The sequence below is a fragment of the Nonomuraea sp. NPDC049695 genome (assembly GCF_040674955.1).
Classification (GTDB): domain Bacteria; phylum Actinomycetota; class Actinomycetes; order Streptosporangiales; family Streptosporangiaceae; genus Nonomuraea; species Nonomuraea helvata.
The window spans coordinates 47,783-70,400 of the sequence record NZ_JBFANV010000059.1; the positions used below are offsets into that span (position 1 = coordinate 47,783).

Here is a 22,618-nt window from a genome sequence, read left to right on the forward strand (position 1 = left end):
GCGGCATGCATGCGGGCAACCCTCGTCCAGATGCCCGGGCGGCCGAATCTGTCACGTGACCGGTCTCAGGACCGTTTCGAGGAAGGCGTGGCTCACGGGGCTCAGCGGGCGGGCGGCGGAGGCGGCCAGCGCGACCTCGAACTCGGCCGGGAGGTCGCGTACCCGCAGGAACCGCACGCCGGGCGCGTCGCGGGCCAGGAAGCCGGGCACGAACGCGACCCCCAGCCCGTGCCGGACCAGGTCGAGGATGGTGGACAGGTCGTTCATCTCGAAGGTGACCCGCCGCTGGAGGCCGGCCGCGGCGTGGGCGGCGTCCACGGCGGAGCGCACCCCCCAGGTGAGGGGGAAGTCGATCGTGTTCTCGGCGGTGAGCTCCGCCAGCCCGACGGTGTCGCGTACGGCCAGGGGGTGGCCGGGGTGGCAGGCCAGCAGGATGGTCTCGGTGCCGATCGGGTGCAGGACGAGGCCCGGCAGGGCCCGGGTCACCAGGAGGAAGGCGAGGTCGAGGTCGCCGTCGTGGAGCCGCCTGGCGTGGTCGGCGAGGTCGTGCGCGTCCGTGCCCCGCAGGTGGATGGCGACCTGGGGGTGCCCGGCGCGGAAGCGCGCCAGGTGGGTGGCGATGCCGGTGGGCGCGTAGCCGTACAGGATGCCGAGGTTGAGCGTGCCGGTCAGGCCGCTGCGGATGCGGGCGAGCTCCTGGCGGGCGGCGGCGACGCCGCCGAGGATGCGCCGCGCCTGGCCGAGCAGGGCGTGACCGGCCGGGGTGAGTTCGACGTGCTGGGTGGTGCGGACGAACAGCGCCAGGCCGAGCTCGCGCTCCAGCGCCTTGATGGAGGAGGAGACGCCGGACTGCACGATGTGCAGGCGGGCGGCGGCACGGGTGAAGCTCAGCTCTTCGGCGACGGCGACGAAGTGCTCCAGTCTGCGGAGGTCCATCTCTGTTTCTGCTCAGCTCATCGGTTTTTCATGTTGGACGGAGATCGATGATGTCTCCACAGTGGTGGCCGTGTCCAGAACGTGGTGGTCCGTGGCGGCGGTGAGCGGCTGTTACGCGGCCGGGATGGCCGCCAACACCGTGCCGACTCCGCTGTATCCGCTGTACCAGCAGCGCGACCAGTTCGGCGTCTCGACGGCGACGCTGGTGTACGGGGTGTACGCGGCGGGCGTGCTGGCCAGCCTGCTGCTGGCGGGCCGGGTGTCCGATCGTGCCGGGCGGCGGCCGGTGCTGGTCGTCTCGGTGGTGGTGCAGGTGCTCGGCATCGCGGCGTTCGTGCTGTGGCCGGGCCTTACGGGGCTGCTGGTCGCGCGGGTCCTGTCCGGGCTGGCCGTGGGCGTCCTCACCCCGACGGCCAGCGCCTTTCTCGTGGACCTGTACGCGGGCCCTGACGACGCGAGCCCGGCCCGGTACGCGGGCCCGGACCGGGCGGCCAGGACCGGCACCGCGGCGAACTTCGGTGGTCTGGCGGCCGGGCCGCTCCTGTCCGGGATGCTGGCGCAGTGGGCGCCGGCGCCGCTCGTCCTGCCCTATCTGGTCTACGCGGCGCTGCTGGCCCTGGGCCTGGCGGGGCTGCGGCTGGCGCCGGACGTCAGGCCGCCCGAGCCCGGGTGGCGATTCCGCCCGCAGCGGCCGGCGGTGCCGGGGTCGGGCAGGGCCGTGTTCTGGGCGGCGGCGTGGGGCAACCTGCTGGCGTTCGCGGTGCTGGGCCTCTACGTGGGCATGACGCCGGCGTTCCTGAACGCCATCGGCCGCGGCGGATCGCCCGCGCTCGCGGGCGCGGCGGTGTCCGCGGTGCTGGCCGCGGGCACGGCGACGCAGCTCTCCACGGCCCGGCTGCCGCGCGCCCGCCTGGTCATGCCGTCCCTGGTCCTGGTGTGGTGCGGTCTGGCCCTGGGCACCGTCGCCGTCTGGGCGTCGGAGCTGGTGACGTTCCTGATCGGCGGCGTGTTGTGCGGGGGCGGCGCCGGATTGTTGTTCAAGGTCAGCGTGGCGGCGGGAACGGCGCAGGCGGAGGACGGGCACGACCGGGCGGGCGTGCTGGCCACGCTGTTTCTGGCCGCGTACGCCGGCATGTCGATCCCCGTGATCGGGCTGGGCGTGGCCACCCAGCACACCGGCGCGCGCATCGCACTGACCGGCTTCGCGGTCCTGGCCGCCTCCGTGCTCGCCGGCGTCGCACCAGGACTGCTGCGGGGGCACGCGTCGCATGACCGCCGGTGAGCCCGCGCAAGTACCGTCGCGTGACGGATTCGCGCCACCCCCGCGTTCGCCGACCATCGGCAGGAACACGACCGAAGGAAGGCCGGAACCCATGCCTAGTCGTAGGTTGACGATCACGCTGGCACTCGTCACGGGAATGTCCCTGTCCACGGTGCCGGCGCAGGCCGAACCCGAGGACGTCGCGACCATCGCCGACGAGCAGGCGGCGCTGGCGCAGGATCTGGGCACCGTCGCCGCCGACGAGGGCCTCACCTCGGAGGAGGCCACCGCCCGCTACGGCTGGCAGGAGGACTTCGTCACCTTCGCCAACCATCTGCAGGACACGTATCCGGACGAGTACGCCGGCGCCGCCGTGACCGACGACGGGGCCGCGTGGGTCGCGTTCAAGGGCACCCCTCCCACCGAGGCGTTCGCGCGCGCGGCAGGCGTTCCCGTCCCCGTACGCGTCATCGCCGACAAGGGCTTCTCCGAGGCCGAGCTGAACAAGACGCTGACGGACACCTACTACGGCATCCGTGCACGGAAGGACCTCGTCGCCGACACCGGAGGCGACTACGACGTCGAGACCGGCGTGGTGACCATCGAGGTGCAGCCGCAGGCCGGCCTGACCGCGGCGGCCCGGCAACAGCTGAAGGGCGACCTGCAGCCGGCCTCCGTGCCCGGCTCCCCCATCCAGGTCGACGTCACCGTCGTCGACCAGGTCGAGCAGGGCACCGAGGCGTACATCAGAGGCGGCGGCTACCTGGATCTTCCCGAGGACAGGATCTGCACCACCGCGTTCACCGTCAAGCTGCGCGACGGCGGCTACGGCGTCTCCACCGCCGAGCACTGCGGCCGGGGACGGACGCTGCGTTACCTGAACCACGGCAGTTCCGCCTACACCACGATCAAGTGGAAGGGCGGCAACGAGAACATCTTCGGCGACTTCGCCTGGTACACCCGCGGCTCCTACACCGCGGCCAGGACGTACTTCTGGGACTACAACAAGACCCGCTACGTCGACCAGGTGAAGCGGCCGGTCAAAGGCATCAAGATCGCCCACTTCGGCCGGACGACCGGCACCAAGCACTCCAAGGTCTACAAGGTCAACATCTGCTCGGGGGACGCGTGCGGCCTGACCGCGATGACCAAGTCGGGCACGAAGGGAGGCGACAGCGGCGGGCCGTGGTACTGGGGCGGCACCGCCTACGGCATCCACCGGGGAGCGAAGAAGATGGGCGGCACCTGGCGCGCGGTGTTCACCCCCGCGCTGGCGTTGAAGGAGACCGAGAACCCGGTGTACGAGCGGTAACCGTTGCACGCCGCTCGGACGCGGCACGTTCGGGGCGGCCGTGGTGACCATGGGTGCGAAACCCAGTCGCCTGACGGATTCGGGGACGCCGCCGCTGCCTGGAGCATCTGAGGATGCGAACCCGGATCGACACCCTGACCACCGCCGACGGCTCGTTCGACGCCTACATCTGGCTGCCCGCGGCCGGGACCGGCCCCGGCATCCTGCTGCTGCAGGAGATCTTCGGCGTGGGCCCGTACATCGAGAAGGTCGCGCGCGACCTGAGCGAGCTGGGCTACGTCGTCCTCGCCCCTGAACTGTTCTGGCGGATCCGCCGGAACTGGCGGGGCGATCACAGCGAGGAGGGTGTGGCCGAGGCGCTCGACGTGTCGCGCGACTTCGACTTCGCCCAGGGCGTGGCCGACTCGGCGCTCGCCCTCGCCCACCTGCGCGCCCTGCCGGAGGTGCGGGGCGGGGTGGGCTCCGTGGGCTTCTGCCTGGGCGGCGGGCTGAACTACGCGCTGGCGACCGGCGAGCCGATGGACGCGGTCGTCTCCTTCTACGGCTCCACCGTCCCGGCCGCCGCGGGCGACATGAGCAGGATCGGCTCGCCGCTGCTGCTGGTGTTCGGCGGCAAGGACGAGTACATCCCGCGCGACCGCGTCGCCGTGGTCGAGGAGGCGGCCCGCGACCTGGCGAACGTGGAGGTGTACGTCGCCGAGGAGGCGGGGCACGCCTTCCACAACCACGAGGCGCCGATGTTCCACCACCCCGAGGCGGCCGCCGCCGTCTGGAGCCGGGCGGCCGGCTTCCTGGGCACCCACCTGCCCGTGAACGCGGACGGATCGTGATCCCGCACGCGGGAGCGGCACTGGCCTTGGCGGCCGTGCTCGCCGCGCCGCCCGCGCAACCAGCACCAGGTGACCTGCCCGGCACGACGTCCAAGATTATGGCCGACATGAGCGGCCGTCCCGTCCAGCTCAGCTACTACAGGTACCTCGCCAAACGGGACTCCCGCCCGGGACAGCGAGCCTGGGACCCCGACAAGCGGGCGTTCGTCACGATCAACGGCCTGACCAGCGTCTCAGTCGGCGACGGCGGGCACATCGCCGACGTCACCGTCTCACCCGACGAACGCTGGCAGGCCATCCACCTCCAGTACCGCCCCCGGCGCCCGCCCGCGGTCCGCATGGCCGACCGCGAGACCGGCAGGACGATCGAGGTCGAACTGCCGGTCGGGACCGACCCCGCCCGGCAGGGCCAGTACCTGAACACGCAGTGGCCCACCTGGTCGCCGGACGGCCGTACCCTCCTGGTCAACGTCTTCGCGCCCGGCTCGGAACCCCGGTCGGAGGGCATCGTGCTGATCGACGTGCCCTCGCTCAAGGCCCGCTTCGTCCGCATCGAGAAGGCGCTGATCACCGTCGGCGGGTTCCAGTGGACCCGCGACGGCAAGGGCGTCGTGGTGCGCTGGGGCAAGAACGGCAGGTCCTCCATCCGGCAGTACGACCTCAACGGCGTCGTACAGCGCACCTGGAAGGTACGCGGCCGGCCCGCCGGTCACGGCCTGGGGACCTTCTCCCCCTCCGGCCGGCGTTTCCTCACCGCGTGCCAGGCCCTGGAGTCGTCGGCCTGCGTCTGGGACACCGCCACCGGCAAGGCCGTCACCCGGATCAAGGTCGCCTTCCGTTTCCCCGTCTTCGGCTGGTACGACGAGGAGCACCTGCTGGTGCCCGTCCGCGACGGCTACGGCGTGACCGACCTCAAGGGGAAGGTCGTGGAGACCCTGGTCAAGGTCGGCGCCAAGGAGGCGTTCTTCCCCCGCTTCGACGCCCGGAACACTCGCTGAACGGGGTCGGTGTCCATCACGCCGGATCGAACCCGGTGCCGCGGATCGCGAGGTAGACGGCGATGGGCAGGACGACGGCGATGACGATCGGAAAGGGAGGGAAGCCCCGGCCCTGCGTCATCGCGGGCCGTCGAAGTACAGCAGGAACATCATGCCCGCGATCCACAGCAGCTGGAGGACCAGCAGGATGGACAGGATGGCGAGGAGCACGACGCGCCACCTGGGCTCCTTCTCCTCGCCGGAGGAGTCCTTACGGTCGCGATCCGGTACGTGACGCACCCTCGTCCTCGTCATGCCGTCGGAGCCGTGAGCAGTGGTGACATGCACGCCAAGCTAGAGGCCGGGCGAGCGGCTACGAATCCGTCATGTGCCCGGATTCCCAGGCGAAAAGGTTCAGCGCAGCAGCGCGATGACCTCGCCCATCGCCTCCAGCCCGCCCTCGTGGACGGTGACGTAGCCGAAGCCGAGCCGTTCGCGGTTGAGCAGGATCTGGTCGGCGATCTGCCGGGCGGTGCCGGCCATCAGGCTCGGCATCTCCGCCCGCTCCTCCCCGCTCAGGCCGGGCGCGAAGCGGGCCAGCTTCTCCAGCGCCGCCCTGCGCTCGTTCGTGATGACGACGACCGGGACGGTGCTGTTGAACTCCACCTCCCGCCCGCCCAGCGCAGCCCTGACGAACTCGACCCGCTCGGTCAGCGCCTTCAACCCGGCGAAGCACGCCGGCCGCCTCGGACTCCTGCCGGGCGTGCCCGGCGCCCAGCCCCACCTCCAGCCGCCCGCCGGTGAACAGGTCGGTGGTGGCGATGTCCCGCGCGGCCAGGGCGGGCCGGTAGAAGCCGGCGTTCAGCATGTACGTGCCGACCCACACGCGCTCGGTCGCCTCGGCGGCCAGGACGAGGGCGGGGAAGGGCGCGGGCATCCCCAGGTGGTCGGCCACGGAGATCGTGTCGAAGCCGAGCGCCTCGGCCTTCCTGCACTTGTCCACCCATGCGCGACGAGTGGCGGGCAGGTGCAGGGCGACCCCGAACCTCATCGTCACTTCGCCTCCTCGGAGATGAGCTTTCCGGGACTATATCCTCACACGGGGACTTGAAAGTCCTCGGATGCGGATATACCGTGAGCCGGCGAGACTCTCGCCTCACCACCCCATATCCGAGCAAGAGAAAGGCCGGCCCCATGGTCGATCTCCCCAGCGGCCCGCTCGCCGCCGTAGACGCCGAGTTCGAGAAGATGGCGCTGGAGACGGGCGGGCTCACGTTCGGCCTGCGGGGCACCAGCGCGCGGGAAAAGCTCCTGCAGGTGACGGCGCACGACATCTGCCGCGCCAGCTTCGGCCTGCCCTTCAAGATGCACGTCATCGCGATGAACATGCACGGCGTCCCGTACGCCGACATGCTCGCGCTCATCAGGTTCGTGGCCCCGTACTCCGGCTACCCGTCGGCCGCGGGGGCGCTCGGCCGGGTGGCGGAGCTCGCCGGCGAGCTCGGCCTCGACACCACCGCCGAGCGTCCCAGGTGACGGACGGCTCGGCGGGCGCCTCGTGGCCGGTGGCCGACTCGTGGATGGCCGAGTTCCTGGCCTCACGCACGGGGCGCGCCTGGTCGGAGGAGCGGCTGAGCCCGCGCGAGCGCGCCTTCGTCGCACTCACCGCGCACGTCACCCAGCGCGCGCTCGGCGAGTCGTTCCGCCGGCACGTCGAGCTGGCCTTGCGGATCGCCAGTGCCGACGACGTACGAGATGCCGTACGCTTCACCGCCGAGATGGGCGTCTTCGAGACGTGCGCCGCGCTGGAGGAGCTGGAGAAGATCCTCGCCACGTCCTGACCTGCAACCTCGATCGGGCGAGGCGAGGAGGATCTGCCCGACCCTGTCGGGCCTGTCGGCGACGCGTGAATACTGGGTCTGGCACGAATTTCGTGAAGGGGCGGGCTCAGTCGGCGAGTAGGACGCGTTTGCGCAGTAGGTCGGGGTTGGCTCGTCCATACATCTGTCGTTTGAGCATCTTGATGCGGTTGACGTGTCCCTCCACCGGGCCAGAGCTGTAGGGCAAGATCAGGCCCGCGCGGGCTGCGTCGAGATCGCGGCGCAGGCCCATGATGAAGGAGCGTAGTTCGGGCAGTTCGTCGGCGTCGGCTGCGGCCATCCAGCGTTCGAGGTGGTGGCCGTGCCGGTTGACCATCATGTCGGCGAAGGCGCGGACGTGGTCGTAGAGCATGGCCAGGGGTGGGCAGGCGGTGGCCGCGTCCAAGATCGTGGTGTAAGAGATTCGACCACTCTGCGATCTAATTCCTATTTAAGCAGCAATAGCATCGATAGTCACATTAGTGTCACTAGCGTCTTCTCTTTCCTTTCTCTCCGCGGCCTTGCGGCAGTCGGCGAGGATTTCCAAGCCGAGGTAGCGCCGGCCTTCGGTCCACTCATCGTGCTGCTCGGCCAGCACCGCGCCCACCAACCGGATGATGGCATCACGGTTGGGGAAGATGCCGACCACGTCGGTGCGGCGGCGGATCTCCTTGTTCAGCCGCTCCTTTAACTGGCCTTGGCCTTCAGGGCAAGGCGGTTGAGGAAGTCGCAGTTCAGCGCTCGAGGCGGGAAATGTGGTCGGTGAGTGCGTCGGCGACGCGGGCGTGGCGGGCCGCCTCACTGTCCCAACCGCGATTGTCGGCGTCGGCCTGGAGTGCTTGAACATCGGTGAGCTGGCCGCGCAGGGCGTCAGTGAACTCCGGGCCGGTCACGAAGTTGTCGCAGGTCTCACAGATGTTGGCGTAGGGGCAGGCGCCTGCGGCTTCGTGCCGGGAGCAGTAACCGTGAGCGACGCGGGTCTTGAGCATCTCGCTGTTCAGCCAGGCCACCTTGTCAGGGACGATCGGCTTGCCGGCCGGAGTCAGGGTGAACTGGCGGCGCATCTTGCCCATCGCTTCGTCATAGGCGGTGCGCAGCGTCGGCGAGGCCAAGGTCGCGTAGCGGATCGTCATCTGCGGGGTGACATGCCCGAGTAGGGCCATCAGCGCCTGCAGGCTCATCCCGGCGTTGGCCAGGCTGGTGGCCCAGGTGTGGCGGAGCTGATGTGGGGTGACAACGAGTACGTCGCCGTCGGGGGCGCGGAGTCCGGCCAGTTCGGCGGCGGCGAGCAGGCCGTTGCGCAGCCGGGTCGCGCCGAGTCGGCGGCCGTGCAGGGTGAATAGGAAGTCGGTCGATGTTCCGGTGCGTGGATGCGGCAGCGGTCGGTGAACGCCGCGCAGCGTGGCCCATTCATCCAGCGCGGCGAGGGTGTCGGCGTCCAGAGGGACCATGCGTTCGGTAGCAAGCTTGCCGAGTGGGACTTTCAGCCAGGTCCCGGTGGGGCCGTAGTCGATGATGCTGCCGATCTCCAGGTCGAGCAGCTCGCCGACGCGCAGTCCAGCGCCGCGAAGGACGGGCAGGGCCAGGCGGGCGAAACCGTCGTCCAGGCGGGCGACGGCATTCATAAGGGCGGTGTCGATGTCGGGCGGCAGCGCCCGGGGCAGCGGCTGGTCGAGTTTGGGGATATCGGCGGCGAAGATCAGGCGGCGCGTGGGTGCTTCGGCCCAGCCCCAGGCGGCGAGGTCGTCGAGCATGTTGCGCAGGCTGAGTGCCGCTGCTTGGGCGACTGCTGCCGAGACGGTCCGGCCTGCCCCGGCCGCGGCGCGCTGGCCGCGCCAGGGCCGGGTGCGGTTGAAGATGAGGTAGCCCTCGATGTGATGCCGCCCGAGCTGGCGCAGCGAGGTCACGTCGGGATGCCGGTCGGTGAGGTATTCGGCGAGCGGCAGCAGGTCGTTGACCAGGCTATCCACCGATCGGGGTCGCAGGACCGCGGCGCGGGTATCGACATAGCGCAGCAGCACCTGGCGGACCTGGTCGGCCATCGGCACCTGGGCGAAACGCTGCTCCAGGGTGCGCGCCCAGGGCCGTCGTCGGGGCGGTGTGTCGATCATGCGGGACTCGAACAAGATCTGACGGACGCCGGCGATCCGGTTGCGGTAAGCGCGGCGCGAGCTTGCTGGGATGGTCATGGTCGAGGCGATCGCGGCGTCGAAGGCGTCCACCAACTCACTGGTCGCCTCGGCGACCACACCGCCGTGCCAGGCCAGCAGCACGGCCAGGCACTCGCCGAGCACCGTCTCCACCCAGTCTGCCGTCCAACCGAGCCGCAGCCCGGCCTGCCTGGCCATGGCGAAGCCGTCGGGATCACGAGCCTGGATGGCGTCGGCCAACCCTGTCAAGTGCTTGATCCCAGCCAGCTCCAGGTCCAGCCGCAGACGGCCGGCCCCGATCGCGTAGCAGATCAGCGGCCAGGCACCGGTTCGTTTGAGCTCGAGGTGGCGCTCTGCGGCTGGAGCGGCCATCCAGATATTCAGATCGGGGTGACGTGCCAGGAACGCGTGGGCGATTCGGATACGGTCGCGCACCGCCCGCTGCCCCAGTCCCAGGATGGCGACGTGGGCCATGTAGTCCTTCAGCAGACTGTGCTCGGCGGAGGCTGGGCGAGCGAGGGCGGTCATCGCGAACCACCTGCGCTCTGGCGGAAGCGGGCGGCGGCGTACTCGGCTGCCAACTGCTCGACCGACAGGTGGACGTAAGCGGCGGTGGTCTCCGGATTGGCGTGGCCCATCAGCTCGCGCAACGCCAGCAGGTCGATGCCGGCCGCGGCCAACTCGGTGCCGTAGGTGTGCCGCAGCCGGTGCGGGCGCACCCGCAGCGCGCCCGAGAGCTGTCGATGACGGCGAAACAGACTGCGCAACCCGGCCTCGCTCACCGGTGCGCCCGCCGTCGGGCCTCGCAGCACCACGAAACACTCGGCCGTCCCCAACCCCGGCGGCCGTTCCAGGCGCAGGTAGGACGCCAGTTCGGCGAAGAACGCCGCGTCGACCGGGACCACGCGTTCCTTGTTCCCCTTCCCGATCACGCGCAGCCGCCGTGCGCCCATGTCGACATCGGCCAGCTTCAGTCCGCGGACTTCGGCCGAGCGCAGCCCGCCCAGCAGCATCGCCAACGCCATCGTGCGATCGCGGTGCGTGCCCAAGCTCGACAGGAACGCCTCAACATCGCCGCTCGGCAGCGACTCCGGCAGGCGGCGGGGCTGCCGCAGCAGACGGCCACCTCCGCGGGCTCGCCCCGACCCCAGATGTCCCAGCAGCCCGCGGGCCTGGGGCCGCAGTCCCTGCCCCCGCCGGGGCGCGGGAACCGGGTTGCCCGCCCGGACTCCGGTCATGACCTGATACTCAAAAAACGCCCGGACCGCCGCGACACGACGGTTGATCGTGGACGGGGCCGCGCTGCGTCGCGCCAACCGCACCACCTTCCCGCCACTGTCACGACGGACGCCCTGCCAATCCACCCAGGCGAAGACGTCCGTCGGGGTCACCGCGTCAACGGTGAGCGTCTGCTCGATGAGAAAGCGGGCGAAGTTCACCAGGTCGAAGGCATAGGCCCGGATCGTGGCCGGACTGAACGCCCGCGCGGCCAAGTGCGCCAAGAAGGCGTTCGCTGCCTCGATACCGTCCCAAGCGCCGGCCAGCCGATGCTCTCCGTCGAGTAGTCGCGCGTGAACCGTCATGACCTAGCCCCATCTGTCGGTCCTCACCCGGCAGCATCCACCCCCTGCGAGATCGCCGGGGCCGAATTCCAGTAACAGCCCAGATCAGGCCGCTGGAAGGCCGGTTAACAGATAGGGGGTTGTTGGACCAAATCTGCCGCCACACGGCCTTGGGATAGACAGCGAAGGCCAAGATGTCCTCGCGGGCCTCGTCCAGATGCTCGGCGGCCTTGGGATACTTGTCCTCCAACGCCTGCACCACCTGGCGATGCTGCGCCCGCACCGAGGCGGCGTCGGGCTGCTCGAAGACGGTGCGCAGCATGGTGGCCACCCACGGCTGAGCCGCCTTCGGAACAGTCGTGGAAAGATTTCGCGCGTAGTGAGCGCGACACCTCTGCCAGGAGGCGCCGGGCAGCGTGGAGCCGATCGCGTCGCGCAGTCCGGCATGGCAATCGGAGATGACCAGGCTGACTCCGGACAGGCCGCGGGCGACCAGGCCGCGCAGGAACGCCAGCCAGCCCGCGCCGTCCTCGCTGGAGACGACGTCGATGCCGAGGATCTCGCGGTGGCCGTCGGCGTTGACGCCGGTCGCGACCAGGGCGTGCACGTTGACCGTCCGCCCGCCCTCGCGCACCTTCTGCGTGAGCGCGTCGATCCAGACGAACGTGTACGGCCCGGCATCCAACGGCCGGTTGCGGAATTCGCTCACCATCTGATCCAGCTCCCGGGCCATCACGCTGACCTGCGACTTCGACAGCTTGGTCACCCCGAGCTGCTCGGCGAGCCGTTCCACCCGCCGGGTCGAGACGCCCAGCAGGTACGAGGTCGCCACCACCGAAGCCAGCGCCCGTTCGGCGCGCCGCTGCCGCTCCAGCAGCCAGTCCGGGTAGTACGACCCCTGCCGCAGCTTGGGGATGGCAAGTTCGACCGTGCCCGCGCGGGTGTCCCACTCCCGCCGCCGGTAGCCGTTACGCGAGTTGACGCGCTGGTCCGATACCTCGCCGTAGCCGGCGCCGCAGCGCTGCTCGACCTCGGCGTCCATCATCATCTGCGCCATCCGCACGACCATCTCGCGCAGTACATCGGGCGATGCCTGTGCCAGCGTCTCGTCGAACCACTCACCCTCAGCAGGCAGAATGTCCATAGCGGCCACTTCTCGTTCTCCTTCTTATGCCTTCGACAGCTGTGAAGGATCGCGGAGTGGCCGCCCTCATGTCACATCGATCTTCCCTCGCGGGCATCAAGGTGACGAACAGGTTCAAACCCGTACACCACCCCCGTGGACGCTAACCCGATGGCGGCATCGCACAACCGCCGTTCGTATCGGCTGTGCACCCTCTGCGACACCCCTCCGCACGCGGGACATGCCGCCTGCGACGTGCCCGTTCTGGCCTGGATGCGTACCGACTACCGGTGCGGGACACGCGCTCGATACAGATGCCGGCCAGGTGAGGGAGGAAGACTTCCAGCAGCTCCGAGACGATCAACCAACATGATCAACAAGCCCTGAGTCGAATCCGCCGGAAGATCACGGAATGTGTGCCAGACCCAGATTTCGGCCGTCGTTGACAGGGCCTGCACCGGATCCGGGTCACCGACCATGGCCAAGGAGCCGTCGCAGGTCTTCGCTCAATTCTCGCCCGTACCGCACCTGCACGGTTCTGCGGCGCGGACAAGCGACTCCTCGGTGAGATCGCTGGCCTTCCAGCCTCATCCAACGACCTCGTGGCGTCCGCCACGTGGCGCCTGAATATGTCCTGCGGTGTCAGCGGCACTCGCGGTTCGTTGCCGATCGGCTTGCCGGCGCGTTTCCCGGCCTGGGCCCGTACCAGTTCGGTCAGACGTGTGACGATGCGGGCGGCGGCGTGCATGGCCGAGCAGAACCACTGCCGCACCCGCTGAGCGAAGGACCGCAGGCGCGCCAGCAGAACCCTGGCCTGCGGGGCGACCCGCGTCGTTCCCACGGGCCGCCAGCGGCCCCTGTCCCAGATCGACGTTCTGACCTGCGAGGTCGTCACGCGTGAGGGGCCGGCGGGGCTCGGGTTCTCCTACACGACCCGGGCGGGCTGCCGTGCCCAGTTCGCCCACGCCGAGGAGATCGGGAAGGATCTCCTCGGCCAGGATCCCTCCGACATCGGCATGATCTACGAGCGGCTGCTGTGGGCGGGCGCGTCGGTGGGCCGTTCCGGGGCGGCGACGCAGGCGCTGGCGGCGGTCGATGTCGCGCTGTGGGATCTGAAGGCCAAGCGTGCGGGGCTGCCGCTGGCGAAGCTGCTCGGGGCATACCGCGACTCCGTGCGTACGTACAACACCTCCGGGGGCTATCTCCAGGCGTCGATCGAGGAGGTCAAGGAGAAGGCCGAACGCTCTCTCCGGGACGGCATCGGCGGGATCAAGATCAAGGTGGGGCAGCCGGACACGAAGGAGGACCTGCGGCGGCTGGCGGCAGTCAGGGAGCACATCGGGGACGATGTGCCGCTGATGGTGGATGCCAATCAGCAGTGGGATCGTGCGACGGCGTTGCGGTTCGGGCGGGCGGTCGAGGAGTTCGGGCTCGTGTGGATCGAGGAGCCGCTGGACGCCTATGACGCCGAGGGGCACGCGCGGCTGGCGGCCGCCCTGGACACGCCGATCGCCACCGGCGAGATGCTCGCCGGCGTCCCCGACCTCGTCCGCCTCATCGACCTGCGCGCCGCCGACTACCTCCAGCCGGACGTGCCGCGCGTGGGCGGCATCACGCCCTACCTCAAGGTCGTGGCCCTGGCCGATCACGCGCACCTTCAAGTGGCTCCGCACTTCGTGATGGAGATCCACGTCCACCTGGCCGCGGCCTACCCGCGCGAGTCCTGGGTGGAGCACATCGAGTGGCTCTCGCCGCTGTTCAACGAGCGGCTCGAGATCGAAGGAGGGCGCATGCGCGTTCCCGACCGCCCCGGTCTGGGGCTCAGCCTCGCCGGCGAGGCCGCGGGATGGCGGCTCGGCGAGGTCGAGTTCAGGGCCGGCGCCCGGTAGGTTGTGAGCCGTGCCGCCAGATCAGAGGCTCGATCGCGACAGCGGGCGCGGGCTCGCGCATGAGCTCGTCGAACGGCTCAAGGGGCGCATCCTCGCCGGCGAGATCGCGCCCGGCCAGAAGCTGCCGACCGAGTCCTCGCTCGTCGAGGAGTTCGGCGTGAGCCGTACGGTGGTCCGCGAGGCCATCTCGCGGCTCCAGGCGGCGGGTCTCGTCGAGACCTTCCAGGGGCGCGGCTCGTTCGTGCTGGCCGTGCCCGCCTCCACGGCCTTCTCCGTGGAGGCCTCGCAGATCCGCACGCACCGCGACGTGCTCGACATGATCGATTTCCGGATCGGCGTCGAGTCGGAGTCGGCGGGCCTGGCCGCGGAGCGCCGTACCGACCTGCAGCTCAAGGCCATCGAACGGGCCCTGGTCGACCTCGGGCACTCGGGCGAGCAGCCCAGCAGCGCCGTCGAGGCCGACTTCCAGTTCCACCTGAAGATCGCGCTCGCCTCGGGCAACCGGTTCTACTCCGACCTGCTGGCGTCGTTCGGGCCGATGGTGATCATGCTGCCTCGCACGCGGCTGGAGCCCCCGTACACGGTGTCGAACGCCACGCACCTCACTCGGGTGACGCTGGAGCACGAGAACATCTACCGGGCCATCGCCGACCAGGACGCGGCGGCGGCACGCGCCGCGATGCGGCTCCACCTGTCCAACTCCCGGGCCCGCCTCCAGGCGCCGTAGCGGGGGATACGCCGCCCACCGCCGCCGGAGGGAGCGGAAGATTGAGTCCGGCGGGGTGAGCGGGCTACCAGCGGGACGTGTTGGGGGTGAAGTCCGGGACCACCGTGCGCATGTAGGCCGTGTCCTCGCGCCCGCGCTGCCCGCACCGTACGTACTGCTCGTGCAGCACCGCCAGCGCGTCCTCGTCCAGCTCCACCCCGAGGCCGGGCCCCGTCGGCACGGCCACGCTTCCGCCGCGGAACTCCAGCGCCCCCGGCTTGACGACCTCCTCCGTCTTCCACGGATAGTGCGTGTCGCAGGCGTAGGTGAGGTTGGGGGTGGCGGCCGCCAGGTGGGTCATGGCGGCGAGGCTCACGCCGAGGTGGGAGTTCGAGTGCATCGACAGCCCCATGCCGAACGTCTCGCAGATGCCGCCCAGCAGCGCCGAGCGGCGCAGCCCGCCCCACAGGTGGTGGTCCGACAGCACGACCTGTACGGCGTCGGCGGCGACGGCGGGCTTGAGGTGCTCGAAGGCGATGACGCACATGTTGGTGGCCAGCGGGATGTCGGTGTGCCGGGCGACCGCCGCCATGCCGTCGATGCCGGGCGTCGGGTCCTCGAGATACTCCAGGACGCCGGCCAGCCGCTTGGCCACCTTGATGGAGGTGTCCACGGTCCAGGCGCCGTTGGGGTCGATGCGCAGGGCGTGGCCGGGGAAGGCCGCGGCCAGCGCTTCGACGGTCTCGACCTCGTGCGCGGGCTCGAAGACGCCGCCCTTGAGCTTGATGGCGGTGAACCCGTAGTCGTCGACCATCCGCCGGGCCTGGGCCACCATCTGCTCGGGCGCGACACCCCGCCCCCACGAGTCCTCGTCCTGGCCGGGGTGCCCCTCCCACTTGTAGAACAGGTACGCCGAGAACGGCACCCGGTCGCGTACGGCGCCGCCGAGCAGGTCGCTCACCGGGCGGCCGAGCACCCTGCCCTGCAGGTCCAGCAGCGCCACCTCGAACGGCGCGGCCACGGTGTCGACGGCGCTGGAGACCTCCAGCATGCCGCCGAAGCTCGCGCCCGCACCGCCCGTGGACGCGCCGAGCGTCTCGACGACGACGCGCCGGAGCCCGTGTACGTCGAACACGTCCAGCCCGGGCAGGGCGGCGGCGACGGCGTCGAGACGCTCGAGGTGAGCCTGGTCGGCGTACGTCTCGCCGAGCCCCACCAGCCCGGAGTCGGTGTGCGCCTGGACGATCGCGCGCAGCACGAACGGCTGGTGGACGCCGACGACGTTCAGCAGGGGAGGGTCGCGGAAGGCGACGGGGGTGACGGTCACCCTGCTGATGCGTCCGGCGTCGTGTGGGGTCACGTGCGGTGTCACTGGGGCGCCTTGACCGTCAGGACCGGGACGCTGGCCTCCATGAGGATGCGCTGCGCCTCGCTGCCCAGGATGAACTTGCCCACCAGCGACCGGTGCCGCAGCCCGATCACGATGAGCGTGCCGCCGGTCTCCTTGACGAGCTCCTCGAACGTCTCGGGCAGGTCGTCGTCGTGGAGCGGCTGGCGTACCTCGGCGTCCACGCCGGCGGCCCGCGCGCGGTCGAGCAGCGCGGTGGAGGCGCTGTCGTCGATCTTGCGCTCGTCGACGGTCGCGCCGCGGCGCGGGGAGTTCACGATGATCACGCGCTCGGAGCGCAGGGCGCCCTCGCGCAGGCCCGCGTCGACCGCGGCCTCCCCCTCGGGCGTGGGCAGGTAACCGACGAGGATCGTCATGACGTCTTCTCCTCAACTGGAGCGTCAACGGGGACGGAGGTCTTGCGGCGCACGGCTTTCCGTATCAGCGGCAGGAACGCCACGATCACGACCAGGGCGAGCACCGTTCCCGAGATGGGGCGGGTGAAGAAGCCGGTCGGGTTGCCACCGAAGATCAGCAGCGCCTGCCGCGAGGAGTTCTCGATCATTGAGCCCAGCACGAACGCCAGCACCAGCGGCCCCGGCTCGAAGCCGAACTTCTTCATCAGGTAGCCGAGCAGGCCGAAGGCGATGACCAGGAAGATGTCGTAGACCTGGTTGTTCACGGTGTACGCGCCGAGCAGCGTGATGAGGACCGTGATCGGGGCCAGGATCGCCGGGCGCACCCGGAGGATCTTCACGAAGACGCCGACCATCGGGATGCTCATGATGAGCAGCAGGATGTTGCCGATGTACATCGAGTTGATGACGCCCCAGAAGACGTCGGGGTGCTCGGTGACGAGCTGCGGCCCCGGCTGGATGCCCTGGATGAGCAGCGCCCCGAACATCAGGGCCATGGTCGCGTTCGCCGGGATGCCGAGGGTCAGCAGCGGGATGAACGACGAGGTGGCGGCGGCGTTGTTGGCCGTCTCCGGCGCGGCCACGCCCTCGACGGCGCCCTTCCCGAAGCGCTCAGGCTGCTTGGCGCGCCGCTTCTCGAACGCGTACGCCGCCAGGGACGACAGCACGGCGCCGCCGCCGGGCAGGACGCCCAGGATGAAGCCGATGAGCGAGCCGCGCCCGATCGCGCCCCTGGACTGGCGCAGGTCCTGGCGCGACGGCCACACGTTGCCGACCTTGGCCGGCGCGTGCACCTTGTTGTGCCGTTCCTCGAGGTTGTAGAGGATCTCGCTCAGGCCGAACAGGCCCATGGCGATCGGGATGAAGTCGATGCCCTCGGCCAGGTTCAGGCTGTCGAAGGTGAAGCGCTCGGCGCCGGTGAAGGTGTCGCGGCCCACGGTCGCGATGAGCAGGCCGATGCAGGCCGCGATGATCGCCTTGAGCTTGTTGCCGTTGCCCACCGAGGAGATCAGCAGCACGCCGAGCACGCCCAGGGCCGCGTACTCGGGCGGCCCGAAGTCGAGCGCGAAACCGGCCACGACCGGGGCCAGGACCGTCAGGCCGACGATCGAGACGGTCCCGCCGATGAAGGAGCCGATGGCGGCGATGCCCAGGGCGGTGCCCGCCTTGCCCTGTCTGGCCAGCGCGAACCCGTCGAAGACGGTCACGACGGAGGACGCCTCGCCGGGCAGGCGGAGCAGGACCGAGGTGATGGTGCCGCCGTACTGGGCGCCGTAGAAGATGCCCGCCAGCATGATGATCGCCGAGACCGGCCCGATGCCGTACGTGATCGGCAGCAGGATGGCGATCGTCGCGCCGGGCCCGAGCCCGGGCAGCACGCCGATGAGCATGCCGATGATGACGCCGATGAGGCAGTAGAGCAGATTGCTCGGCTCCAGGACGACGCCGAAGCCGTTGAGGATGGGGGAGATGTCCATGTGGCTTTCTCAGATGAGGCGTGGGAGCGGGACCTGGAGCAGCACGACGAAGAGCAGGTAGAACGCGGCCACGGTCACGACGCTGACGACGATGGAGGAGCGCCACGACTCCTTGCCCAGCCAGCGCAGCCAGACGAACACCAGCAGCAGAGACGGGATCTCGAAGCCGATCAGCGGCAGCAGCACCGCGAGCAGCACGAGCGTCGCCAGGCCCACCGCGGTGAGCAGGCTCGCCTTCGAGAACCGCTCGGTGTCCTCGAGCCCGCGGCCGGTCACGACGAGCGTCGCCGACAGCACGACGATGACGACGCTGATGGCGAACGGCCACAGGCCGGGGCCCGGCTGGGTGAGGCGCCCGAGCCCGAGCGCGAAGGAGCCGATCGCGCCGGCGACGCCGACGGCCAGCGCCACGAGGGCGGCGGCCACCTGTGAGAGGGGGCCCGCGTGCGGCGGCCGGGTCTCCTCGGCGACCTCTTCTTCGAGAGGGTCGGTCATGGACATGCTCGCTCCTTGGAACTTATCCGGCCAGGCTGATGCCGTACTTGCTGAGCTGCTCCTTGTACGTGGTGGTGTCCTTCTGCAGGGAGGCGAGCACCTCCTGCGGGGAGACCTCCATCGGAGTGAGCGAGTTCTCCTCGTTGAACTTCTTGTACTCCGGCGTGGCGAACGTCTTCTTGGCCGCCTCCAGCAGGCGGGCCTTGACGTCCTCGGGCGTGCCCTTGGGCGCGGTCAGGAACCGGTACTGCGTGACCAGCACGTCGAAGCCCTGCTCCTTGGCCGTCTTGACGTCCGGCAGGTAGGGGATGCGCTTGTCGGAGAAGACCGCGAGCGGGACGAGCTTGCCGGCCTTGATGTTCTCGACGGCCTCGCCGATCTGCATGGTCGAGACATCGACCTGGTTGCCGAGCAGGGCGGTCAGGGCCGGGGCGCCGCCGTCGAACGGCACGGCCGTCGCCTCGATGCCGGCCGTCTTGAACGTCAGCGCGGAGGCGAGCTGGGCGCCCGTGCCGACGCCGGTGGTGCCGTAGCGGATGGTCTTGCCGGCCTTCTTCATGTCCTCGATGGACTTGAAGCCGGACTGGGCGTTGGTGGCCATGACGTAGTCGTCGCGGGAGACGCCGGTGATGACGTCGAACGAGTCGATCTTCGTGGCCTCGGCGGGTGACACCGTGAGCGGCGTGATGGTGAAGAGCGAGGCGTTCTGCAGCGCGATCTTGTAACCGTCGGGCTTGGCGGCCTGCAGCTCCTTGGCGTTGAGCGCGCCGTTCGCGCCGGGCTTGTTGAGCACCGGCGCGGAGACGCCGAGCTCCTTGCTCATGCCCTGGGCCAGTGCCCGGGTGATGAGGTCGGTCGAGCCGCCCGCGGACGCGCCGACGCTGAACTCGATGTTGCCCGTCGGATATTTGCCGTCGCCGCCACCGGAGGACGTCGTCTTGACACCGCCGCACGCGGTCAGCGCGAGCGCGGCCGCGGCGCCGATGACTCCCGTGAGCAGGCGGCGGGGGGTCGTCCGGGATGTCGGCATGGGGCTTACTCCTTCTTACGAGCGGCTGTATGGAGGTTACGTGGTTGTTTCCGCTTCGTAGTCTCCGGAGACTAGGTACCAGCCTCGATGCCTGTCCAGGCTCAATTCGGTATCAGGTGATACTCTGCGGGCATCATGCTAACACTCGATCAAATCCGGGCATTTGTGGCGGTCGCCGAGGAGCTTCACTTCGGCCGGGCCGCCGATCGACTCCGCATGACGCAGCCCCCGCTGAGCCGCCACATCCAGAAGCTCGAGCGCGCGATCGGCGTGACCCTCCTGGAACGCGACAACCGCCGCGTGGTGCTCACCGACGCGGGCCGCGGCTTCCTGGAGGACGCGCGGCGGATGCTCACACTCGTCGACACCGCGGGCGACCGCGCGCGCCGCATCGCGAAGGGCGCCACGGGCACCGTACGGCTCGGCTTCACCGCGGTCTCGGCCATCAGCATGCTCGGCGTGCTCCTGCGCCGGCTCGCGGAGGAGCTGCCGGAGATCGACGTCATCCTCCACGAACGGGTGACCGCCGGACAGGTCGACGGCATCCTGCGCGGCGAGCTCGACATGGGCCTCGCGCGACCGCCCTTCGACATCGCCACGCTCCACTCGCGGGTCGTCTTCCGAGAGCCGCTGTGCGCCGTGGTCCCCGTCGGCCATCGGCTCGCCGGCCTCGACCGGCCGCTCGCGCCCGACGACTTCGACGGCCTGCCGGTCATCAGCTACAACCCCGTGCAGTCGCGTTACTTCCACGAGCTGACCGTCCGGTTCTTCACCAACGCCCACCCCAGGATCGAGCAGCAGGTGCATCAGATCCTCACCGCCGTGCTGCTCGTGGCGGCCGGCCGGGGCGTGGCGCTGGTGCCCGCGAGCGCTCGTTCGCTCGGCATCGAGGGCATCGTCTTCTGTGATCTGGCACGGGGCGGCGGCGACCCGCTGGACGACGGCGACGGCGTCGCGGGCAAGCCGGTCGAGCTGCACGTCATCTGGGACCGTGCCTCGACCAACCCGGCCCTGTGGCGGGTGCTCGAGCTGCTCTCCGATCCCAGGCCATGATGCCCTGTCGGTATCGTCGGATACAGAATCGCACTTGGACAGGAATCCACCCTTGTTCTTAGCCTGATCGGCGTCAGCCCTTACCGGCGGCGCGGGGGGATCCCACGGCCGCGTGTCAACCAGAGGACGTTCATGCCGAATTTCTCGCCGCAGGAGCTCGCCACTCAGCTCAAGAGCGGGCTGCTCTCGTTCCCCGTCACCCATTTCACCGAGGACCTGCAGTTCGACGAGCCGGCCTACCGTGAGCACCTGTCCTGGCTGAGCACGTACCCGGTGGCCGGTCTGTTCGCCGCGGGGGGCACCGGCGAGGGCTTCTCGCTGACCGCCGCCGAGATCGACCGGGTGGTGCGGGTGGCGGTCGGCGAGGTGAACGGCAGGGTCCCGGTCGTGGCCCCGGCCACGGGCGGCACCGCGAGCGCCGTGGCGCAGGCCCAGGCCGCCGAGGCCGCCGGCGCCGACGGGCTGCTGCTCATGCCCCCGTACCTCACCGAGGCCGGGCAGGACGGTCTGGTCGAGCACGTCTCCGCGGTCTGCCGCGCCACCGGCCTCGGCGTCATCGTCTACAGCCGGGCCAACGCGATCCTGAACGACCGCGCCGTCGCGGCCCTGGCCGACCGGAACGCGAACCTCATCGGGTTCAAGGACGGCGTCGGCAACATCGAGAACCTCACGCGCATCTACGCCTCCGTCGGTGACCGCCTGGCCTACATCGGCGGCCTGCCCACGGCCGAGACGTTCGCGCTGCCGCTGCTCCAGCTCGGCATGAGCACGTACTCCTCGGCGATCTTCAACTTCGTGCCGCAGTACGCGCTCGACTTCTACGCCGACGTCCGGGCCCAGGACCGCGACGCCGTCTACCGGCGGATCAAGGAGTTCCTGATGCCGTACCTGGACATCCGCGACCGCCAGAAGGGGTACGCCGTGTCGATCATCAAGGCCGGTCTGGCCGCCGTCGGACGCCCGGCCGGACCGGTGCGCCCGCCGCTGCAGAACCTCACCGACGGTGAGCTCGCCGAGCTGACCGCCCTCATCAACAAGATCAGCTAACTCATGGCTCCCAGGATCCAGCGCGTCGAGGTCGTCCCGGTGGCCGGGTACGACAGCATGCTGCTCAACCTCAGCGGCGCCCACGGCCCGTTCTTCACCCGCAACGTCGTCATCACCACCGACTCCGACGGACGCACCGGTCTCGGCGAGGTGCCCGGCGGCGAGGCGATCCGCCGGACCGTCACCGAGGCCGCCGACCTGCTGGTGGGGCAGCCCGTGGCGCGCTACCGCAGCCTGCTGCGGTCGGTGGCGGCGCGGTTCGCCGACCGCGACGCCGGCGGGCGCGGCGCCCAGACCTTCGACCTGCGCACCACCGTCCACGCGGTCACCGGCCTCGAGTCCACCCTGCTCGACCTGCACGGCCAGTACCTCGGGCTGCCCGTGGCGGAGCTGCTGGGCGACGGCCGGCAGCGCGACCGGGTGCCGATGCTGGGCTACCTCTTCTACGTCGGCGACCCGGGCAAGACCGACCTTCCCTACCTGGTGGACGACGCGGGCGACGACTCCTGGTCCCGGCTGCGGCGCAAGGAGGCGCTCACGCCCGACGCGGTGGTGGCGCTGGCCGAGGCCGCGCAGGAGCGCTACGGCTTCAGCGACTTCAAGCTGAAGGGCGGGGTGCTGGCCGGCGAGGAGGAGATCGAGGCGGTCAAGGCGCTGGCCCGCCGCTTCCCCGACGCGCGCATCACCCTCGACCCCAACGGCGGCTGGCTGCTCGCCGACGCGGTCCGGCTCTGCCGCGGGCTGGGCGGGGTCCTCGCCTACGCCGAGGACCCGTGCGGTGCCGAGGGCCGCTTCTCGAGCCGGGAGACCATGGCCGAGTTCAGGCGGGCCACGGGCCTGCCCACCGCGACGAACATGATCGCCACGGACTGGCGGGAGATGGCCCATGCCGTACGCGCCGGCGCGGTGGACATCCCGCTCGCGGACCCGCACTTCTGGACCATGGCCGGCTCGGTCCGCGTCGCCCAGCTCTGCCACGACTTCGGGCTGACCTGGGGGTCGCACTCCAACAACCACTTCGACATCTCGCTGGCCATGTTCACGCACGTCGGCCTCGGCGACAGCCGCTTCGTCCTCGTCGACACCACGCAGAGCCTGCCGGCGGAC

22 protein-coding genes and 3 pseudogenes are annotated in these 22,618 nt (G+C 70.1%); 11 read left to right on the plus strand and 14 right to left on the minus strand.

Features of this window, described 5'->3' with window-relative positions; translation table 11 throughout:
- Positions 1-51 precede the first annotated feature (51 nt).
- Positions 52-936 carry a LysR family transcriptional regulator gene (locus AB0J64_RS37660; protein WP_364038285.1) on the minus strand — a complete coding sequence of 295 codons (885 nt, stop codon included), beginning with the start codon at positions 934-936 and terminating at the stop codon, positions 52-54.
- Between the two features lie 70 nt (positions 937-1,006).
- On the opposite strand from AB0J64_RS37660, the gene AB0J64_RS37665 reads away from it, so the two are divergent.
- The 4 genes from AB0J64_RS37665 to AB0J64_RS37680 all read left to right on the plus strand — a co-directional run bounded on the left by AB0J64_RS37665 (position 1,007) and on the right by AB0J64_RS37680 (position 5,337).
- The gene (locus AB0J64_RS37665; RefSeq protein ID WP_364038288.1) at positions 1,007-2,218 is read left to right on the plus strand and encodes an MFS transporter; all 1,212 of its coding nucleotides are present in this window, start codon (positions 1,007-1,009) and stop codon (positions 2,216-2,218) included.
- Positions 2,219-2,309: 91 nt separating this feature from the next.
- Positions 2,310-3,509 carry a hypothetical protein gene (locus AB0J64_RS37670; protein ID WP_364038291.1) on the plus strand — a complete coding sequence of 400 codons (1,200 nt, stop codon included), beginning with the start codon at positions 2,310-2,312 and terminating at the stop codon, positions 3,507-3,509.
- Positions 3,510-3,622: 113 nt separating this feature from the next.
- Complete coding sequence (locus tag AB0J64_RS37675) at positions 3,623-4,339, plus strand: dienelactone hydrolase family protein (protein ID WP_364038294.1); 717 nt, start codon at positions 3,623-3,625, stop codon at positions 4,337-4,339.
- Entirely contained in the window at positions 4,336-5,337 is a 1,002-nt protein-coding gene (locus tag AB0J64_RS37680) for a hypothetical protein (RefSeq protein ID WP_364038297.1), read from the plus strand. The genes AB0J64_RS37675 and AB0J64_RS37680 overlap by 4 nt, the downstream gene beginning before the upstream one ends.
- 117 nt (positions 5,338-5,454) lie before the next feature.
- Here AB0J64_RS37680 and AB0J64_RS37685 read toward each other — a convergent pair whose 3' ends face one another.
- The 3 genes and pseudogenes from AB0J64_RS37685 to AB0J64_RS37695 form a co-directional block, all read right to left on the minus strand.
- Positions 5,455-5,616: a hypothetical protein gene (locus AB0J64_RS37685; protein ID WP_364038300.1), complete on the minus strand. Its 162-nt coding sequence runs from the start codon at positions 5,614-5,616 to the stop codon at positions 5,455-5,457.
- Between the two features lie 114 nt (positions 5,617-5,730).
- The gene (locus AB0J64_RS37690) at positions 5,731-6,039 is read right to left on the minus strand and encodes a hypothetical protein (RefSeq protein WP_364038358.1); all 309 of its coding nucleotides are present in this window, start codon (positions 6,037-6,039) and stop codon (positions 5,731-5,733) included.
- 40 nt (positions 6,040-6,079) lie between these two features.
- Positions 6,080-6,367, minus strand: a pseudogene (locus AB0J64_RS37695) (LLM class flavin-dependent oxidoreductase); the annotation flags it as partial.
- A 143-nt stretch (positions 6,368-6,510) separates the two neighbouring features.
- Between AB0J64_RS37695 and AB0J64_RS37700 the strand changes: the two are divergent.
- Together AB0J64_RS37700 and AB0J64_RS37705 are read left to right on the plus strand one after the other, a co-directional pair.
- Complete coding sequence (locus tag AB0J64_RS37700; protein WP_364038303.1) at positions 6,511-6,852, plus strand: hypothetical protein; 342 nt, start codon at positions 6,511-6,513, stop codon at positions 6,850-6,852.
- Complete coding sequence (locus AB0J64_RS37705; protein WP_364038306.1) at positions 6,849-7,157, plus strand: hypothetical protein; 309 nt, start codon at positions 6,849-6,851, stop codon at positions 7,155-7,157. Before AB0J64_RS37700 ends, AB0J64_RS37705 begins: the two co-directional genes overlap by 4 nt.
- Before the next feature lie 106 nt (positions 7,158-7,263).
- On the opposite strand, the gene AB0J64_RS37710 is transcribed toward AB0J64_RS37705, so the two are convergent.
- From AB0J64_RS37710 to AB0J64_RS37730, 5 genes and pseudogenes are all read right to left on the minus strand, one after another.
- Positions 7,264-7,581 carry a transposase gene (locus tag AB0J64_RS37710; protein ID WP_364038308.1) on the minus strand — a complete coding sequence of 106 codons (318 nt, stop codon included), beginning with the start codon at positions 7,579-7,581 and terminating at the stop codon, positions 7,264-7,266.
- A 45-nt stretch (positions 7,582-7,626) separates the two neighbouring features.
- Positions 7,627-7,860 (minus strand): annotated as a pseudogene (locus AB0J64_RS37715) (transposase); the annotation flags it as partial.
- 49 nt (positions 7,861-7,909) lie between these two features.
- Positions 7,910-9,799: a site-specific integrase gene (locus AB0J64_RS37720; protein ID WP_364038311.1), complete on the minus strand. Its 1,890-nt coding sequence runs from the start codon at positions 9,797-9,799 to the stop codon at positions 7,910-7,912.
- Positions 9,800-9,849: 50 nt separating this feature from the next.
- The gene (locus tag AB0J64_RS37725) at positions 9,850-10,908 is read right to left on the minus strand and encodes a tyrosine-type recombinase/integrase (protein ID WP_364038314.1); all 1,059 of its coding nucleotides are present in this window, start codon (positions 10,906-10,908) and stop codon (positions 9,850-9,852) included.
- 115 nt (positions 10,909-11,023) lie between these two features.
- Positions 11,024-12,031, minus strand: a pseudogene (locus AB0J64_RS37730) (IS256 family transposase); the annotation flags it as partial.
- Between the two features lie 854 nt (positions 12,032-12,885).
- On the opposite strand from AB0J64_RS37730, the gene AB0J64_RS37735 reads away from it, so the two are divergent.
- Together AB0J64_RS37735 and AB0J64_RS37740 are read left to right on the plus strand one after the other, a co-directional pair.
- Entirely contained in the window at positions 12,886-13,899 is a 1,014-nt protein-coding gene (locus tag AB0J64_RS37735; RefSeq protein WP_364038353.1) for a mandelate racemase/muconate lactonizing enzyme family protein, read from the plus strand.
- A gap of 10 nt (positions 13,900-13,909) precedes the next feature.
- Complete coding sequence (locus AB0J64_RS37740) at positions 13,910-14,626, plus strand: FadR/GntR family transcriptional regulator (protein WP_364038317.1); 717 nt, start codon at positions 13,910-13,912, stop codon at positions 14,624-14,626.
- Between the two features lie 64 nt (positions 14,627-14,690).
- On the opposite strand, the gene AB0J64_RS37745 is transcribed toward AB0J64_RS37740, so the two are convergent.
- From AB0J64_RS37745 to AB0J64_RS37765, 5 genes are read right to left on the minus strand one after another with little or no spacing between them, the layout of a single operon-like run.
- Entirely contained in the window at positions 14,691-15,977 is a 1,287-nt protein-coding gene (locus tag AB0J64_RS37745) for a glucarate dehydratase family protein (RefSeq protein ID WP_364038320.1), read from the minus strand.
- Positions 15,974-16,369, minus strand: coding sequence for a universal stress protein (locus AB0J64_RS37750; protein WP_364038323.1), 396 nt, complete (start codon positions 16,367-16,369; stop codon positions 15,974-15,976). Before AB0J64_RS37750 ends, AB0J64_RS37745 begins: the two co-directional genes overlap by 4 nt.
- The gene (locus tag AB0J64_RS37755) at positions 16,366-17,886 is read right to left on the minus strand and encodes a tripartite tricarboxylate transporter permease (RefSeq protein WP_364038326.1); all 1,521 of its coding nucleotides are present in this window, start codon (positions 17,884-17,886) and stop codon (positions 16,366-16,368) included. The genes AB0J64_RS37750 and AB0J64_RS37755 overlap by 4 nt, the downstream gene beginning before the upstream one ends.
- Before the next feature lie 9 nt (positions 17,887-17,895).
- Entirely contained in the window at positions 17,896-18,387 is a 492-nt protein-coding gene (locus tag AB0J64_RS37760) for a tripartite tricarboxylate transporter TctB family protein (protein ID WP_364038329.1), read from the minus strand.
- A 16-nt stretch (positions 18,388-18,403) separates the two neighbouring features.
- Positions 18,404-19,411, minus strand: coding sequence for a tripartite tricarboxylate transporter substrate binding protein (locus AB0J64_RS37765; RefSeq protein WP_364038332.1), 1,008 nt, complete (start codon positions 19,409-19,411; stop codon positions 18,404-18,406).
- A gap of 135 nt (positions 19,412-19,546) precedes the next feature.
- Here AB0J64_RS37765 and AB0J64_RS37770 point away from each other — a divergent pair, with 135 nt between their 5' ends.
- The 3 genes from AB0J64_RS37770 to AB0J64_RS37780 form a co-directional block, all read left to right on the plus strand.
- On the plus strand, positions 19,547-20,464 hold the full coding sequence (locus tag AB0J64_RS37770) for a LysR family transcriptional regulator (RefSeq protein WP_364038335.1): 918 nt from the start codon (positions 19,547-19,549) through the stop codon (positions 20,462-20,464).
- 132 nt (positions 20,465-20,596) lie between these two features.
- Positions 20,597-21,511 (plus strand): 5-dehydro-4-deoxyglucarate dehydratase, encoded by a 915-nt coding sequence (gene kdgD / locus AB0J64_RS37775; protein WP_364038338.1) that lies wholly within the window; start codon positions 20,597-20,599, stop codon positions 21,509-21,511.
- 3 nt (positions 21,512-21,514) lie between these two features.
- The coding region (locus AB0J64_RS37780) for an enolase C-terminal domain-like protein (protein WP_364038341.1) at positions 21,515-22,618 on the plus strand (1,104 nt) is incomplete at its 3' end.

Bases quoted from the DNA above. Each gene is read 5' to 3' on its own strand.
- AB0J64_RS37660 (WP_364038285.1), bottom strand. From the start codon at position 936: ATGGACCTCCGCAGACTGGAGCACTTCGTCGCCGTCGCCGAAGAGCTG.
- AB0J64_RS37670 (WP_364038291.1), top strand. From the start codon at position 2,310: ATGCCTAGTCGTAGGTTGACGATCACGCTGGCACTCGTCACGGGAATG.
- AB0J64_RS37675 (WP_364038294.1), top strand. From the start codon at position 3,623: ATGCGAACCCGGATCGACACCCTGACCACCGCCGACGGCTCGTTCGAC.
- AB0J64_RS37700 (WP_364038303.1), top strand. From the start codon at position 6,511: ATGGTCGATCTCCCCAGCGGCCCGCTCGCCGCCGTAGACGCCGAGTTC.
- AB0J64_RS37720 (WP_364038311.1), bottom strand. From the start codon at position 9,799: ATGGCCCACGTCGCCATCCTGGGACTGGGGCAGCGGGCGGTGCGCGAC.
- AB0J64_RS37725 (WP_364038314.1), bottom strand. From the start codon at position 10,908: ATGACGGTTCACGCGCGACTACTCGACGGAGAGCATCGGCTGGCCGGC.
- AB0J64_RS37750 (WP_364038323.1), bottom strand. From the start codon at position 16,369: ATGACGATCCTCGTCGGTTACCTGCCCACGCCCGAGGGGGAGGCCGCG.
- AB0J64_RS37755 (WP_364038326.1), bottom strand. From the start codon at position 17,886: ATGGACATCTCCCCCATCCTCAACGGCTTCGGCGTCGTCCTGGAGCCG.
- AB0J64_RS37760 (WP_364038329.1), bottom strand. From the start codon at position 18,387: ATGTCCATGACCGACCCTCTCGAAGAAGAGGTCGCCGAGGAGACCCGG.
- AB0J64_RS37765 (WP_364038332.1), bottom strand. From the start codon at position 19,411: ATGCCGACATCCCGGACGACCCCCCGCCGCCTGCTCACGGGAGTCATC.
- AB0J64_RS37770 (WP_364038335.1), top strand. From the start codon at position 19,547: ATGCTAACACTCGATCAAATCCGGGCATTTGTGGCGGTCGCCGAGGAG.
- kdgD (WP_364038338.1), top strand. From the start codon at position 20,597: ATGCCGAATTTCTCGCCGCAGGAGCTCGCCACTCAGCTCAAGAGCGGG.